This is a genomic window from Psychrobacter sp. AntiMn-1 (genome assembly GCF_001854065.1).
In the GTDB taxonomy this organism is placed as follows: Bacteria; Pseudomonadota; Gammaproteobacteria; order Pseudomonadales; family Moraxellaceae; genus Psychrobacter; species Psychrobacter pacificensis.
Map to the genome: position 1 here is coordinate 1,268,767 of NZ_CP012969.1, position 14,824 is coordinate 1,283,590.

13 protein-coding genes and 1 tRNA gene are annotated in these 14,824 nt (G+C 42.7%); 6 read left to right on the forward strand and 8 right to left on the reverse strand.

Annotation, left to right across the window (positions count from 1 at the left end; all coding sequences use genetic code 11):
- Positions 1-35: 35 nt before the first annotated feature.
- Together AOT82_RS05310 and AOT82_RS05315 are read left to right on the forward strand one after the other, a co-directional pair.
- Positions 36-1,622 (forward strand): isocitrate lyase, encoded by a 1,587-nt coding sequence (locus AOT82_RS05310; protein ID WP_071002119.1) that lies wholly within the window; start codon positions 36-38, stop codon positions 1,620-1,622.
- A 154-nt stretch (positions 1,623-1,776) separates the two neighbouring features.
- Positions 1,777-3,363, forward strand: a complete 1,587-nt coding sequence (locus AOT82_RS05315) for a CYTH and CHAD domain-containing protein (RefSeq protein WP_071002120.1) — start codon at positions 1,777-1,779, stop codon at positions 3,361-3,363.
- A 252-nt stretch (positions 3,364-3,615) separates the two neighbouring features.
- On the opposite strand, the gene AOT82_RS05320 is transcribed toward AOT82_RS05315, so the two are convergent.
- Positions 3,616-4,131 (reverse strand): L,D-transpeptidase, encoded by a 516-nt coding sequence (locus tag AOT82_RS05320; RefSeq protein WP_071002121.1) that lies wholly within the window; start codon positions 4,129-4,131, stop codon positions 3,616-3,618.
- Between the two features lie 141 nt (positions 4,132-4,272).
- On the opposite strand from AOT82_RS05320, the gene AOT82_RS05325 reads away from it, so the two are divergent.
- Positions 4,273-5,550 (forward strand): hypothetical protein, encoded by a 1,278-nt coding sequence (locus tag AOT82_RS05325; RefSeq protein ID WP_071002122.1) that lies wholly within the window; start codon positions 4,273-4,275, stop codon positions 5,548-5,550.
- 49 nt (positions 5,551-5,599) lie between these two features.
- Here AOT82_RS05325 and AOT82_RS05330 read toward each other — a convergent pair whose 3' ends face one another.
- The 3 genes from AOT82_RS05330 to AOT82_RS05340 form a co-directional block, all read right to left on the reverse strand.
- Positions 5,600-6,163 (reverse strand): transposase, encoded by a 564-nt coding sequence (locus AOT82_RS05330; RefSeq protein WP_197496735.1) that lies wholly within the window; start codon positions 6,161-6,163, stop codon positions 5,600-5,602.
- Positions 6,138-6,443: an IS630 transposase-related protein gene (locus AOT82_RS05335; RefSeq protein ID WP_071002123.1), complete on the reverse strand. Its 306-nt coding sequence runs from the start codon at positions 6,441-6,443 to the stop codon at positions 6,138-6,140. The genes AOT82_RS05330 and AOT82_RS05335 overlap by 26 nt, the downstream gene beginning before the upstream one ends.
- Before the next feature lie 165 nt (positions 6,444-6,608).
- The gene (locus AOT82_RS05340; RefSeq protein WP_071002124.1) at positions 6,609-7,847 is read right to left on the reverse strand and encodes an argininosuccinate synthase; all 1,239 of its coding nucleotides are present in this window, start codon (positions 7,845-7,847) and stop codon (positions 6,609-6,611) included.
- Between the two features lie 293 nt (positions 7,848-8,140).
- Between AOT82_RS05340 and pyrC the strand changes: the two genes are divergently transcribed.
- The 3 genes from pyrC to AOT82_RS05355 all read left to right on the forward strand — a co-directional run bounded on the left by pyrC (position 8,141) and on the right by AOT82_RS05355 (position 10,762).
- Positions 8,141-9,211, forward strand: coding sequence for a dihydroorotase (gene pyrC, locus AOT82_RS05345; RefSeq protein ID WP_071002125.1), 1,071 nt, complete (start codon positions 8,141-8,143; stop codon positions 9,209-9,211).
- 164 nt (positions 9,212-9,375) lie between these two features.
- Positions 9,376-10,155: a ribonuclease T gene (gene rnt, locus AOT82_RS05350; protein WP_223333204.1), complete on the forward strand. Its 780-nt coding sequence runs from the start codon at positions 9,376-9,378 to the stop codon at positions 10,153-10,155.
- A 531-nt stretch (positions 10,156-10,686) separates the two neighbouring features.
- Positions 10,687-10,762 (forward strand) — tRNA-Glu (locus AOT82_RS05355).
- A gap of 275 nt (positions 10,763-11,037) precedes the next feature.
- Here AOT82_RS05355 and AOT82_RS05360 read toward each other — a convergent pair.
- From AOT82_RS05360 to eno, 4 genes are all read right to left on the reverse strand, one after another.
- On the reverse strand, positions 11,038-11,646 hold the full coding sequence (locus tag AOT82_RS05360) for a BLUF domain-containing protein (protein WP_071002126.1): 609 nt from the start codon (positions 11,644-11,646) through the stop codon (positions 11,038-11,040).
- A 350-nt stretch (positions 11,647-11,996) separates the two neighbouring features.
- Entirely contained in the window at positions 11,997-12,731 is a 735-nt protein-coding gene (ispD, locus tag AOT82_RS05365; protein ID WP_071002127.1) for a 2-C-methyl-D-erythritol 4-phosphate cytidylyltransferase, read from the reverse strand.
- 130 nt (positions 12,732-12,861) lie between these two features.
- Positions 12,862-13,170: a septum formation initiator family protein gene (locus AOT82_RS05370; RefSeq protein WP_058024088.1), complete on the reverse strand. Its 309-nt coding sequence runs from the start codon at positions 13,168-13,170 to the stop codon at positions 12,862-12,864.
- A 161-nt stretch (positions 13,171-13,331) separates the two neighbouring features.
- Positions 13,332-14,648: a phosphopyruvate hydratase gene (eno, locus tag AOT82_RS05375; protein WP_058024089.1), complete on the reverse strand. Its 1,317-nt coding sequence runs from the start codon at positions 14,646-14,648 to the stop codon at positions 13,332-13,334.
- Positions 14,649-14,824: the final 176 nt, after the last annotated feature.

The following is a 14,824-nucleotide window of genomic DNA, read 5'->3' on the forward strand; positions in this document are numbered from 1 at the left end:
TTATTATTTTTTACACCCTACCAAGGAGACTATAGATGTCAACTGCATATAAATCAGCGATCGACCTAGTACGTGAATTAAAGCAAAAGCACGGCAACTGGCAGAACATTAGCGAGACTGATGCCGCACGTATGATGTCACAAAACCGTTTTAAAACGGGCTTGGATATCGCAAAGTATACTGCAAAAATCATGCGTCAAGACATGGAAGATTATGACAATGATACGTCTCAGTATACACAGTCTCTAGGTGCATGGCATGGTTTTGTGGCACAGCAAACCATGTATGCTAAGAAAAAGTACTTCGGTACGACCTCTAAAACTTATATCTATCTTTCAGGTTGGATGGTAGCGGCGTTACGCTCCGAGTTTGGCCCATTACCTGACCAATCTATGCACGAAAAAACATCAGTACCTAAGCTAATCGAAGAAATCTACACGTTTTTGCGTCAAGCTGACGCTAAAGTATTGAACGACTACTTCCGTGAGCTAAATGCTGCTGAAGAAGCGGGTCAAGACACCTCAGCTATCCTAGAAAAAATCGAAAACTTTGATTCACATGTTGTGCCAATCATCGCTGATATCGATGCAGGTTTCGGTAACGAAGAAGCGACTTACTTGCTAACCAAGCAAATGATCGAAGCTGGTGCTTGTGCCATTCAGATCGAAAACCAAGTATCTGATGTGAAGCAGTGTGGTCACCAAGCGGGTAAAGTGACTGTACCGCACGAAGACTTTATCGCCAAACTAAACGCCATCCGCTATGCATTCTTAGAGCTTGGTGTCGAAGACGGTGTTATCGTTGCTCGTACTGACTCTGAAGGCGCATCGTTGACGCAAAAAATCCCAGTATCAAACGAACCAGGTGATCTTGCTTCTAAGTACATCGACTTCCTTGAAGTTGAAGAGATTGAAATCGACGAAGCAAAAGAAAATGACATGCTGCTCAAACGTGATGGCAAATTGGTACGCCCAGTACGCCTAGCAAACGGTCTGTACCAATTCCGCGAAGACACCAACATCGACCGCGTTGTACTTGACTGTGTAACAGCTCTTGAAAACGGTGCTGACTTACTATGGATTGAGACGCCAACGCCAGATGTTGCGCACATCAAATCAATGGTTGACCGTATCAAAGAGCAACAGCCTAAAGCCAAGCTTGTATACAACAACAGCCCATCATTCAACTGGACGCTTAACTTCCGTAAGCAAGTCATCGCGAAATGGGAAGAAGAAGGTAAAGACATCTCTGCATACAATAAAGATGACTTGATGAGTGCTGACTACGATGGTACTGAGCTTGATGCAGCAGCTGACGTTGCCGCTAAGAACTTCCAACGTGATGCGTCACGTGAAGCTGGTGTATTCCATCATCTAATCACGCTACCGACTTACCACACGACTGCTCTTAGCGTTCATGAACTTGCTAAAGGTTACTTCGGTGAAGAAGGCATGCTTGCTTATGCAGCTGGCGTACAACGTAAAGAAATCCGCGAAGGCATCTCTTGTGTTAAGCACCAAGCAATGGCTGGTTCTGACCTTGGCGATGACCACAAAGAAATCTTCTCAGGTGACAACGCACTAAAAGCTGGTGGTGGCAAAAACACGATGAACCAGTTCTAATAAACCCTAGACTAGCAGTACGTACTTAAAAAACCGCCCTATATCATGTAGGGCGGTTTTTTATTGCGGTTTAAATAATCAGAGAGTGGTAGACTAATAATTATCAAGCAAAACCGTCAATCAAAGCCATCAGTCAGAATTATTAGGAGCCAATATGCAAGAGATAGAGCTGAAGTTTTTGGTACCAGAGTCACGTCTAAAGGGTTTAATGCGGCAAGTAAAAGTTAAATCTTCCCAAGTGACGCAACTGGCTGCACATTACTACGATACTCCTGACCAGCAGCTTGCACAGGCAGGTATCGGTCTGCGTATTCGCAAAGAAGGCGATACTTGGGTACAAACCATCAAAGCTGGTGGCGATGGCATTGCCGCTCGTTTGGAGCACAACGCTGTGTTAGATGACAAGCAAGTGCAGGAAATGCTTGATAATAACGAGCTGATACCTGATTTGACGATATATGAAGACACTCCAATCGCTGAGGCACTGGCTGACTTTAAACTCGAAAAGTTAGCAAAAAACCTGACCCGACTGTACGTCACTGACGTCGAGCGCACCACGCGCTTACTGACAGAAGATAATGGTGACGAAACTGATAGTTGTATCGAGATGGCTTACGATCATGGAGAAATTGTCCATGGTACTGATGACTCTCAGCGAAAAACCATTCAGGAGATAGAGTTCGAGTTGGTGTCAGGAGATTTAGATTTTTTGTTTACGACAGCCAAAACATGGTGCAAACGCTACAAGCTGTGTCTATCTACCGTGACCAAAGCTGAGAACGGTGGCTTGCTCATCAATGAACAGAACCACAGTCCAGCGGTTGGCGCTGACCTAAGCCCACTGGATGTGAACAAAGACAGTAGCATGCCCGCCTTTATACGTGCGGTCGTACACAACTGTTTATTGCAGATACTGCCAAATAGCAGTGCTATCGTCGCTGGAAGCATTGATCACGAGCATATTTTGCAAACACGCATCGGTATTGATCGTATGCAAGCTGCATTAACCGCATTTGCTGAATTCTCTGATGAGATTAACCCTGAATGGCTAACGATACTAAAGCAAACCTCGACCTTGCTTGACAATTATTACCAACTCGCTCATATCAAAGCCTATATCGAGCCTGAGCTACAGGCACTCGGAGCCCCTGCTGTTGATTGGACGACAGATATCGAGAACATAAAAATCACACCGATCAATACACTGCAAGCCAATGACTTTCAGCTAACCTTGCTAGAGCTGATTGCCTTTACCATGAGTGACCCTAGTATTGAGCCTCAAACGGATAAACTTGCTCTCGACAAGCTAGCAAAAATTCTATCGAAACAATATAACAAGTGCCTCAAAGCAGATAAAGAAACTGATGAAGTAAGCAGTACCGAGATTGTGAGCAATGATGTAAATGTTGATACGGATATCTCTGAGGATAATCAAGACGAAGCGCTACTATGCGATCACCTAAAAGCGTTACGCTATATAAGTGAGTTCTCTGCGCCTTTGTTAAGTAAGAAAAAAGCCAAGAAGAAAACCAAGCGTTGGTTAAAGCGTCTGATAAAAGCGCACATAGCGTTAGAGCAACGCAATGATGACAATCAATATCAACAGTTTTACGCGCTAAAATCGACCACAGATATTAATGCACTATATGGTGCAGGTTGGTTTGCTGCCATGCTCACCGATGACCCAATTTATATCGAAACGCGTTTGGCTAAATTTAAAGACAGCTCAACATTTTGGTAAAACGTATTACTCGGTAAAGATACCTCGATAAAGATACCTCGGTAAAAATACATCGCTTAGTAAAAAGGACAGCTTTTATCAATAAAGCTGTCCTTTTTTATAGATAAACCATTTTATTTTTTTCTCTGATCTTATCGTTCAATATTTATACCTTTCACTACCATCCTTAGCCGTCATCGGATTTTTTGGCTCAAATACCGATAAATAAATATGCTATAGAAATATAGAAATAATAAGCACAATTAATCTTAGTTAATCTGCAACGATCATTACCGGCATACCCTCTTCGACTTGCTCAAATAATTCCACGATATCTGTATTACGCATACGTATACAGCCATGTGAAAGCGGTATACCCATCGGCTCAGTATCTGGTGTGCCGTGGATATAGATGTAGCGCTCATAAGTATCACAGCCGCCTTGACTGTTGCTACCTTTATTCGAGCCTTCTTCCAAACCGCTCAACCAAAGAATACGGCTCAGTATCCAATCACGCTTGGGATGTAACGTGCTAAGAGCGGCATCATACACCTCGCCAGTCGGCACACGGCCCACAAACACAGCATTCATAGGCTCACTGCCGCCTATTTTTTTTGCAATGATATGCTGACCAAGTGGCGTGCAACCACTATCTTGCTGACTACCGAAGCCATTTTTTGCCGTAGAGACGGTATATTCAGTGACCTCAGCTTGCTGCTTATGCATTGTTAATGTCTGCTTAGCAATATTAATCACTAGATGTTTATTAAAAGTTTCATTATTCGTCATAAATGCTTCCCGCTATCAATCATCCATAAGATAACTGTTAAGGTAATTAGTAAAACTGATTCAAAATTTCTATTATCAAGGGATTGTGTCAATGCTTTTGGCACCGTAATATAGAGGCACACTTTTTGATGCTAGCAGATTATGACGACTATTTCACCGACACGTGTGTCGATGTATGATTTTTTATATCATGATACCAAGCCTATGCTGCCACTTTTGGCTGATGCCGCACAGCTCTCATTGCCACAAGCGAGGCTGGCGATGGATGCCAGTCTACAAGCTATTGTGAGCGCGCTTCTTGCCTATCAGCAGCAACATCAAGAACAAGCACTCAGCAAAAGACTATTTGGACGTGCTGCTGTCAAAGAGTTACGACAATACAACTCCATGAATTTTGCGACTCTTAAGGCGACGTTATATCACCGAAACGATGCAGCAGATGCCGTTTTTAATAACAGCGCCCGTGTGATAAAAATCAGTGATCATATTGCTGAAGATATTCATGCAAAAACGCAGCAAGTTCAAATCTTACTCACCTCTTTGTGCGTGATTGTCCTTCGAGAATTGGCTATCTTGGCAGAATACAGTCAACTCGATAGTGACGAGATGAATAAATGGTTTGCCCTACAGCCACAGTTTTTGTCCGCAGCACGCTTTAACAATGTACAAACGCAAGCAGTGCCTACTCTTGAGTCAGAGCGTGCTAACAGCGAGCCGGCCACACTGACAGAGTCTGTAGAAGACAAAGAGTCTTTGGAAAATCATGCGCAGAGTGTAGAACTCAAGCTATTACACGCTGAGCAGTTATCAAGCACCCCGCCACCTTTTGATAGCCACTGGTACGAGTTGACAGGGTTCGAGCCTAAAAACCATGAACCTGTACAAGACATGCAATTGGCAACGGGTAATTACTTAAAAGCTATTGGACGCTCACCGGAGAACTTGCCGCAGGGTCGTCATAACGACATGCTAGTATTTGAAGAGATGCATGCTATTGCCTTGCCACATCAGCGCTGGTTACTGCAGTTGGCAAAAATCTCTGACATCTATCTCAGCAGAAACCGTCTGCGTATCAATTCTGAACCGACCACCCCGCCAAAGCCGCCGTTGGTAAGCTTAGGATTGATCGGTGGCAATAATGACAACACGCCAGCGACAACGAGCGAAAAGCCGATAGAATATGACGCTTCCACACCGCTTTGGAAAAACCCTGTCATTCTTATTATTATACTTGTCATCGGTGTACTGGGGGCGCTCGCTACGCTCAAATATCAATCGCAAAAGTCTGATGGCGTCGTGCTCGCCACCGAAGAAATATTAGCCCAAGATATCACTGATGAGCGGCAGCAACAAGATGTCGCTATTGTGAGAGTGGACGATGAAGAGTCTGATACGGCAGAGACAGCACAAGCTCAATAAAGACATGTGCTTTCAATAAACTAATGTTCAAAACAGAGTCTTGATATAGTCACTGCACTACAAAAGAGTTATGTTTTGGATGAATATCATAAAACAATTTAGATAAGTCATTTTCCATCCAATCTTGGCGTAAAAACTTCACTTGAGCCCACTTTTTCTCGATGGGATTTAAGTCAGGACTATAAGGTGGTAAGAATAGAAGCCTGTGACCATGCCTGTTAAGCAGCTTTTGAACGCGCTTATGAAAGGCTGCATTATCCATAACGATCACACATTTTCTCTTAAGCTTTGGTATCAGCGTGAACTTGCACCAGTGATAGAAAATCTTTTTATTAATGTTGGTCTTTAAGCAATCGAGTGCAAACAGCGTTTTGCCATATAGTGCACCAATGACGTTGGTTCGATCTTTGGCTTGCCAATTGTAACTGCCAATGCAGGGGCTACCAATGGGTGCATAACCACAAGGACGCATCGTTTCACTCTCAAACCCACTTTCGTCCATATAGACAATAGCAAAGCCTTGAGCAATGTAGTGGTTAAGCTTGGCTAGATAAGTCGCTCTTTTCACAGGACAGGCTTTGGGATGCTCAAGTGTCTTTTTTTTTGCTAACACCAATACGCTTTAAGGCTTTACTGATGCCTGTTGGGCTACAATTAAAACGCTGTGCTCGCTCATAGTGATAATCGTCAGGGTGGTCTTTGACATCTTGAGCTAAGGCTTCATCCTCTATTTTGTAGGGCTTAATATATCGAGTGGTTTTACTATGAAGACGCTTTTTCCACTTCTGGATAGTCGTTGGACTGATATCATAGAAAACAGCAGCTTCAGCAAAGGTCATGCCCTCATCTAAGCTTTTTAAGACTTGTTTGCGATAATCTAGGGAGTAAGTCATGGTTATTTATTGTGGTAATCGTTTAGTTGATTTATTTTATAACATTTTTGTGGTCATCTGACTATAGAAACGCATCAGCCATAAAAAAAGAGGCGCTATTTATATAGGCCTCTTTTTTATTGCTGTTGAGCTAAATACTTAGTTAACTATGTATAATCGAAACGCTTATTTAGACAAATCGCGACCACGGCTAGCTTCGATAGCCAAACGCAGACCATTTAGACGGATAAAACCTTCTGCGTCTTTTTGATCGTAAGCACCTGCATCATCTTCGAAAGTTGCAATTTTTTCGTCAAATAACGAATCATCTGACTTGCGACCGACGACGCTCACAGCACCTTTGTATAATTTTACACGTACCGTACCGTTGACGTATTCTTGTGATTTGTCAATCAATGCCTGTAGCATCATACGCTCAGGGCTGAACCAATAGCCATTGTAGATGATTTTTGCATAGCGTGGCATGAGCTCATCTTTTAGGTGGGCAGCTTCACGATCAAGCGTTAGTGACTCGATACCGCGATGGGCTTTTAGCATAATTGTGCCAGCTGGCGTCTCGTAGCAACCACGTGACTTCATGCCAACATAACGGTTCTCAACGATATCTAAACGGCCGATACCATGTTTACCGCCGATTTCATTCAGCTTAATCATGACTTCATAAGGCTTTAGGGCTTCGCCATCGATAGCAACGATATCGCCTTTCTTGTATTCTAGTTCTAGATATTGCGCTTCATCAGGCGCGTCTTCTGGACTGACAGACCAGCGCCACATGTCTTCTTCTGCTTCAGTGTACGGCTCTTCTAGAACGCCACCTTCATAAGAGATATGTAGCAAGTTGGCATCCATTGAATAAGGAGATTTTTTCTTATTGCCTGCATAATCAATAGCGATGTCATGCTCTTTGGCATATTGCATTAAGCTTTCACGGCTTGATAAATCCCACTCACGCCAAGGAGCAATCGTTACCACGTCTGGTGACAAAGCGACAGCACCTAGCTCAAAACGAACTTGGTCATTCCCTTTACCAGTTGCGCCATGACTGATGGCATCGGCATTGTGTTCTTTAGCAATCTCAACCAAACGCTTGGCAATCAGTGGACGTGCAATCGATGTGCCAAGTAAGTACTCACCTTCATAAATGGCATTGGCACGGAACATCGGGAATACGTAATCACGGGCAAACTCTTCGCGCAAATCTTCGATATGGATGTGCTTGATACCCATTGCTTGAGCTTTGGCTCTTGCTGGCTCAACTTCTTCGCCTTGACCGATATCAGCGGTAAAGGTGATCACTTCCGCATCATAGGTTTCTTGCAGCCATTTAGCGATGATTGAGGTATCAAGACCACCTGAGTATGCCAATACGATTTTATTAATATTTTTTGGATCAAGTTGAGCCATGAAAAACTCCTGTTATGAGAATTTAGTTTTAGTAAACGCGCTAAGATCAAATCGTAAGCAAGTTAAAAAGAAATTACCTGCTCAGTGTACATCATATTTACTATAGGCAAAAGTCTAACTGCCATAAGGCGTGTGCTTTTGGCTTAAATCTTAAAAAGGGTTAAATAGTACTCAATGAATTATGTACAGATATTTCGCCTTATATTTAGTCAACTGGGTAAATCTGTTATGATAGTCGCACAGTATTATCCTCTTTTTTTCCTTTATTTGACGATATAGAGCGCTTTGACACTATGACTGATTCGATTAGAGAATTAACCATCCTTCAGCCAGATGATTGGCATATTCACTTGCGCGACGATCAGGCTTTGAGCACCACTGTGCCACACGCAGCAGGTAGCTTTAACCGTGTGATCTGTATGCCAAACCTTGTGCCACCAGTCAAAAATGCACATGATGCGCAGGCCTATCGCGCGCGTATCATGAAAACTTTGGCAGCAAGCAATTTAAGTCTTGAGCGAAAATCAGCCTTTGATCCACGTATGACTCTGTACTTAACGGACAATACCACCGCTCAAGATATCGAATTGGCCGCTCAGTCAGGCATCGTACAAGCGGTCAAACTTTATCCTGCTGGAGCGACCACCAACTCTGCCGATGGTGTTACCAATATCAATGCCTGTGTCGATGTATTTGAAGCACTAGAAAAGCACAATTTACCACTATTGATACATGGTGAAGTGACGCAAGACCATATAGATATCTTTGATCGCGAAAAACGCTTTTTAGATGAAGTGCTGGCGCAAATCATCGTCAAATTTCCAACATTAAAAATCGTGGTAGAGCATATAACGACCAGCGATGCAGCAGATTTTGTATTGGCTCAAGGCAACCATGTTGCTGCTACTATTACGCCGCAGCATTTAATGTTTAATCGCAACCATCTATTAGTTGGTGGTATCAAACCGCACTTTTATTGCTTACCTATCTTGAAGCGTGAAAGCCATCAAAAAGTCCTGTTGGATGTGGCCACGAGTGGTAATCCAAAATTCTTCTTGGGTACCGACTCTGCGCCACATGCTACCGACAAGAAAGAAGCCGCTTGCGGCTGTGCTGGTTGCTATAGTTCAGCAACTGCCCTGCCGTTATATGCCACTGCGTTTGATAGCGTTGGCAAAATAGATAAGCTAGAAGGCTTTGCCAGTCGCTTTGGCGCGCAGTTCTACGGTCTACCTCTAAACGAGAGTACCATTACGCTTGTCAACACGCCTATGCAAGTACCAAACGACTACCCTTACTTTGATGGTGCATCATTAACGCCGCTCATGGCAGGTGAAACGTTACCTTGGTCGCTTAAGATTTAGTAGCCACACAGCCTAGCACTAACAAAGCAACCTATTATTTTTTCTATAATGCCAATGATACCTTTGTACTAAACCTCATTAGTGCAAAGGCGTTATCGATGTTATGAAATAATGATGTGCAATTCCATATACCAGCACGACTGATAAAAGTGATTGAACTTGATATGACCAATCAAAATACAGCAACCTTGCCTGACGCAGATGTCTCAAATTCCACGGATGACGACCTGAACGTAATTCCAAGTGCTGCTACTGAAGACAAGGGCGACGATGAGCAAACACCCTTGAGTCTAAAAGACCGATTTCGTAAGTTTTTGCCTGTCGTCGTCGATGTCGAGACAGCGGGTTTTAACTCTCAGACTGATGCGCTATTAGAAATCGCCTGTATCCCTGTACTACTTGATGAGCATGGCGTATTTTACCCAGGTGAGGCATTCAATGCGCATATTGAACCGTTTGAAGGGGCGAATTTAGAGCCCAGTGCCCTTGCCTTTACTGGCATCGATCCTAACAACCCAATGCGCAAAGCCATTGCTGAAGATGAAAAAACGGCCCTTCGCCGTATCTTCAAAGGCTTAAAAGAAGTACGCCGCGAAGAAGAGTGCCGTCAATGTGTTCTGATTGGACACAACGCGCATTTCGATTTGGCATTTCTAAATGCAGCTGTGCTACGTACCAATAGTAAGAATCACAATCCTTTTCACAATTTTTCAGTGTTTGATACCGTGACTTTGTCTGCACTGGCATTTGGACAAACTGTACTAGCACGGGCATGTAAGGCAGCAGGACTCGAGTTTGATGGTAAAAATGCTCACTCAGCACTGTATGACACTCAAAAGACAGCCGAGCTGTTCTGTCACATACTCAATAATTATCCTATGCTCGCTAATGCGATGCACAATGAAGAAGCTACAGAAGCATCAGCTGATAACGATAGTGAATAAGTCACATATCATATATTGCCAATCATACATAATAGTGCTATTTGTAATATTTGATGACTTTGACATCTTGATTTGATAATCAATAGGGATATGATTGATATCACGATAAGCAGATGGAATTATTTTGTATAATAATAAATGTCATATTTTTGGACGACTAATATGACTACTTATGATGAATGTCGCGCCTAAGCGATGCAGTTATATCCTATAGATAGTTCAAGTTGCTCACTTTGCCTTGTTAGCGAATACTATCGAGGCCTAATAGGAGGGACTTTATTATGGATCCACAACTTAAGTTATGGGGAACCATCCTAGGCTATATGTTGCTCGCTTTAACTATTAGTGTTTGTACTTCCCTATGGATTCGGTATCATTTAAAGCGCAATGATCTCCATCCTCGCCGTGCAATTAAAAAAAGATATTTAATTTTAAAAAGACGTAGAAAAAGGCTTGACAGGAAACGCAGACGCTACTAAAATACGCACCACTTCAGCATAAATGGTGAAAGCAGTTGAAGTGTTGTTACTAGTCCCCATCGTCTAGAGGCCTAGGACACCGCCCTTTCACGGCGGTAACGGGGGTTCGAATCCCCCTGGGGACGCCACTATTTGGCGTCACTTGTTAGCATCCAATAAGACTAACAATGGTACCACCGAAACCCCAACTCATAATATGTTATGAGTTGGGGTTTTTTATGTCTGCTCTTTCTTAATATCCAAGCTAGTTGTTTAATTAGAAAAAGCCAGCATTGAATCAATGCTGGCTTTTTCTTGTTTGTCTGCTCAACTAGATATAATTAGTATTTAGCTCGATGAGCAATCGTATGAACATACTTAAAATCATAAGAGAATTAACGCCTATAACTATATTATTTATCGATTACAGTATTAGCCATAGCAATGTGGCAGCTATCATCAAGCCGAGTACCGTCTGAATTAAAAAGAATGCTTGGTGTTGACCAACGACCTTACTCAACGTCACCCCTAGCGTACTGTATTTGACAGGAGGCGTATCAACGTTACCTGTTCTCGTTTGCTCTTCATAGTAGCCCTGCAATATGTCCAAGAACTTCTGCCACTCATTAGAATCCCACTCATACGGCTTAAATGGCATTAACTTTTTAAGTTCAGGCTCTTTAGTCATCCAACGCTCAAGGGTAATTGAACGTAATGACCAACTGGCAAAACGACGTTTGGTAATCTCAGAAAAATCTAAAACCTTCAATTCTTTATGTCGATCATCTATCAACAAACGATTTTTTAGGTTGGTTAGTGCCTGCTCTGAGCCTTCGACACACTGCAAAAAGTAGCCATTGCCATAGCAAAGAATACCCGTGATATTATCTATTTGATTGCGTTCGACCGAGGTCTCTGAGATGTCATTAAGCGTGCTAGGACTTGAAAGACCAGTAGAGGTAATCCGGCTTATATATACAAGCTGGCAGAGATCTGTCGTTACTGGATTTGTTGAATCGTTGATTGTTGACAATCAGCTTCTCCCTATTATCAGGTAAATGTCGCTAAAACAATCATACTAACTTCAGAAAATATAGAGACAACATAACTAAGCGTAATAAATCGGCCTGATATATTATTGATTTTATAAGTTTTTATATTAATTGTATTAAGTTAGTTACATCATAGTTTAGATTGGTCATCAAAGCAACCTTTTATTAATTAATAGTCTTGCTTATATACAAAAAACATGTTTTAAATATATATTAAATTAATATATATTAACTTTTATTGAATCTAAAACTTGCCGTGAAATTGATGCGATATTGACAGTCATTACCTTGAGCTATCTGATATAAATACGAAGCAAATCTATAAATTTGATTAATGTGAGAATTGGATATCAAGAATTGCTGCCAGTAATATAGCATCATCAGGATACGTAAGCTTGATGTTTTGTCGACTACCCGGCACCAAACGTATAGGTAGCTCTAAGTGCTCAAAAGCACTGGCTTCGTCTGTAATACTGAGCTGATGTTCAGATACATAGCGTAGGACGCGTTTCAGCTGACCTAAACGAAAAACTTGCGGGGTTTGGGCTTGCCATATGTTGCTACGGTCAATAGTGCATTTCGCATAAGGAATGAGTCTATCTTCCTCAGTAGGTGTGATTTTCTGATAGGAGCTCTTCAACGTATCGGCCACCGGTGTCGCTAAGATAGCACCATAAGGCTCCCTCATCGCCGCTTTAATAACTTGATCGATATCCACACTCGGTACAGCGGGACGTGCCGCATCATGAATGAGTACTAAATCCGTATCATCGGCGCCTGACTCACTGATGGCCTCTACCCCTGCCTGCACTGATTGCCAACGCTCGGCCCCACCAACTGCGTAATATATAGGAAGCTCAAACTCTAGCTCCTGCGCTGTGCTGTCGTCTGCTGCTACGACCAATAGGCATTTATTAATATAATCGCTATGACCAAGCCTAGCCACGCTGTGCTGCAACAAAGTCTGCTCTTGTAGCGTTGTGTACTGTTTGGCAATGGATGCACCAAAACGGCTGCCGCGACCAGCTGCGACGATCATGGCGTGTATATTAGGGGTTTTATTCATAGTGTGATACTCATGGTTGAACCCATGACGATATATTTAAAGAGAGATAGTGAAAATGATAAGAATGACGGATGGCTTTATAATAAATGATAATGCTTGATATCACATCATACAGACCGATAGCTATAGCTTAATAGCTACTATGCGTCGTTGGTGCAGTTGATACTTGGACAAAAGTTTCATTTGGTTTGATTAAGCCCAAATCTAAGCGAGCGTGCTCTTCTACCGCCTCAAGTCCAGTTTTTAGATCTTGCACATCGGTACGTAATAGATTGTTTGCTGCCACTTGGTTATCATTTAAGCGTTGTTGCTCTTCAATTTGAGCCGTCAACTTGTTATGTTCAAAATGGCCATTTTCCCCCAGCCAATACTGATATTGCAATCCCAAAAGCACTGCAACGGCTAGAGCAAGTAGTATAAATTGGCTAAAATATTTCATAAGGTGACAACGCCAAACAACATAGAAAAAATGATATAAGAGTTTTAAGATGATTAGGCGATACACAAATGATTATATATCGCCTAGATTCAATGATAAGTTCGGCTTTTGAGCTTAGACTTTTTGACGTATATTACGCGTTAAAAAGCCAAGTCAGTCTGTTAACCACGTAGACCGATAAACTCTTCACGGCCACGGTAGCTTGCACGTACTTGCTGCTCGATGCGTAGCAATTGGTTGTACTTAGCAACGCGGTCTGAGCGGCATAGTGAGCCTGTTTTGATCTGACCGGCAGCGGTACCAACTGCTAAATCTGCAATGGTGCTGTCTTCGGTTTCGCCTGAACGATGCGAGATGATGGTTGCATAGCCATTTTTCTTCGCCATATAAATCGCATCTAGCGTCTCTGACAATGTACCGATTTGGTTGAACTTAATCAAAATGGCATTGGCAATATGCTTATCAATGCCTTCTTGCAAGATTGTAGGATTGGTCACAAATAGATCATCACCGACCAACTGGACTTTATCACCAATCTGCTCGGTCAGATACTTCCAACCATCCCAATCTGACTCATCAAGACCGTCTTCGATAGAGATAATAGGATACTGACGCGTGAGCCCAACGAGATAGTCTGAGAACCCTTGGCTATCGAAAGCTTTGTTGCCTTCGCCTGCCAATACGTATTGACCGTTCTTGTAAAACTCACTAGCCGCACAGTCTAGCGCAAGATGAATATCTTCACCCGCTTTGTAGCCGACTTGTTCGATCGCCTGCATAATAACCGTGATGGCTTCTTCGTTGCTACGTAGATTTGGTGCAAAACCACCTTCATCACCAACAGCGGTATTTAAGCCTTGTGATTTCAATACAGACTTTAAGCTGTGGAAAATCTCTGTACCAGCACGTAGCGCTTCTGAAAAGCTGGTAAAGCCAACTGGCTCAATCATAAACTCTTGAATATCAACGGTATTGTCCGCGTGCTCGCCACCATTTAGGATGTTCATCATTGGCACAGGCATGGTCAATGACGTCTGATTACGCAAGTTAGCAATATACTGATGCAATGGCAGATTCTGTGACTTGGCAGCCGCTTTGGCCGTCGCAAGTGACACCGCTAGCATGGCATTCGCACCAAGGCTCTCTTTGTTTTCTGTGCCGTCTAGCGCAATCATGGCATCATCAATACCCTGCTGTTCAGTCACATCTTTATCAATCAAAGCACTGCGAATCTGACTGTTGACGTTGGAAACGGCTTTTTTGACGCCTTTACCCATATAGCGAGATTTGTCGCCATCACGTAACTCAAGCGCTTCACGTGAGCCTGTGGATGCGCCACTTGGCGCCGCAGCACGGCCGACAGTGCCATCAGCTAAGATCACATCAGCTTCGATAGTTGGGTTGCCGCGCGAGTCTAAAATTTCACGAGCGCGAATGTCTTTAATTGCGGTGACGTTGTTGGTTTCTTCAGCGTACATAATGTCTGTTAATTCCTTTGGTCATGCCAAGTTTGTGAGATAAATAACGGCAGCTAGCATACAAAAAAGATAAAGAAAAATATCATATAGCCAATATACCTAGAATCCCTTCAAGCCTTTCTGCCATATGGCGGTATTTGCATATGAAGAAAGGCTTATTGAACAGATTAACGGTT

What these genes read in the sequence shown, in the direction of transcription:
- AOT82_RS05310 (WP_071002119.1), top strand. Translation starts at nt 36, where the DNA reads ATGTCAACTGCATATAAATCAGCGATCGACCTAGTACGTGAATTAAAG.
- AOT82_RS05315 (WP_071002120.1), top strand. Translation starts at nt 1,777, where the DNA reads ATGCAAGAGATAGAGCTGAAGTTTTTGGTACCAGAGTCACGTCTAAAG.
- AOT82_RS05320 (WP_071002121.1), bottom strand. Translation starts at nt 4,131, where the DNA reads ATGACGAATAATGAAACTTTTAATAAACATCTAGTGATTAATATTGCT.
- AOT82_RS05325 (WP_071002122.1), top strand. Translation starts at nt 4,273, where the DNA reads ATGACGACTATTTCACCGACACGTGTGTCGATGTATGATTTTTTATAT.
- AOT82_RS05335 (WP_071002123.1), bottom strand. Translation starts at nt 6,443, where the DNA reads ATGACTTACTCCCTAGATTATCGCAAACAAGTCTTAAAAAGCTTAGAT.
- AOT82_RS05340 (WP_071002124.1), bottom strand. Translation starts at nt 7,847, where the DNA reads ATGGCTCAACTTGATCCAAAAAATATTAATAAAATCGTATTGGCATAC.
- pyrC (WP_071002125.1), top strand. Translation starts at nt 8,141, where the DNA reads ATGACTGATTCGATTAGAGAATTAACCATCCTTCAGCCAGATGATTGG.
- rnt (WP_223333204.1), top strand. Translation starts at nt 9,376, where the DNA reads ATGACCAATCAAAATACAGCAACCTTGCCTGACGCAGATGTCTCAAAT.
- ispD (WP_071002127.1), bottom strand. Translation starts at nt 12,731, where the DNA reads ATGAATAAAACCCCTAATATACACGCCATGATCGTCGCAGCTGGTCGC.
- AOT82_RS05370 (WP_058024088.1), bottom strand. Translation starts at nt 13,170, where the DNA reads ATGAAATATTTTAGCCAATTTATACTACTTGCTCTAGCCGTTGCAGTG.
- eno (WP_058024089.1), bottom strand. Translation starts at nt 14,648, where the DNA reads ATGTACGCTGAAGAAACCAACAACGTCACCGCAATTAAAGACATTCGC.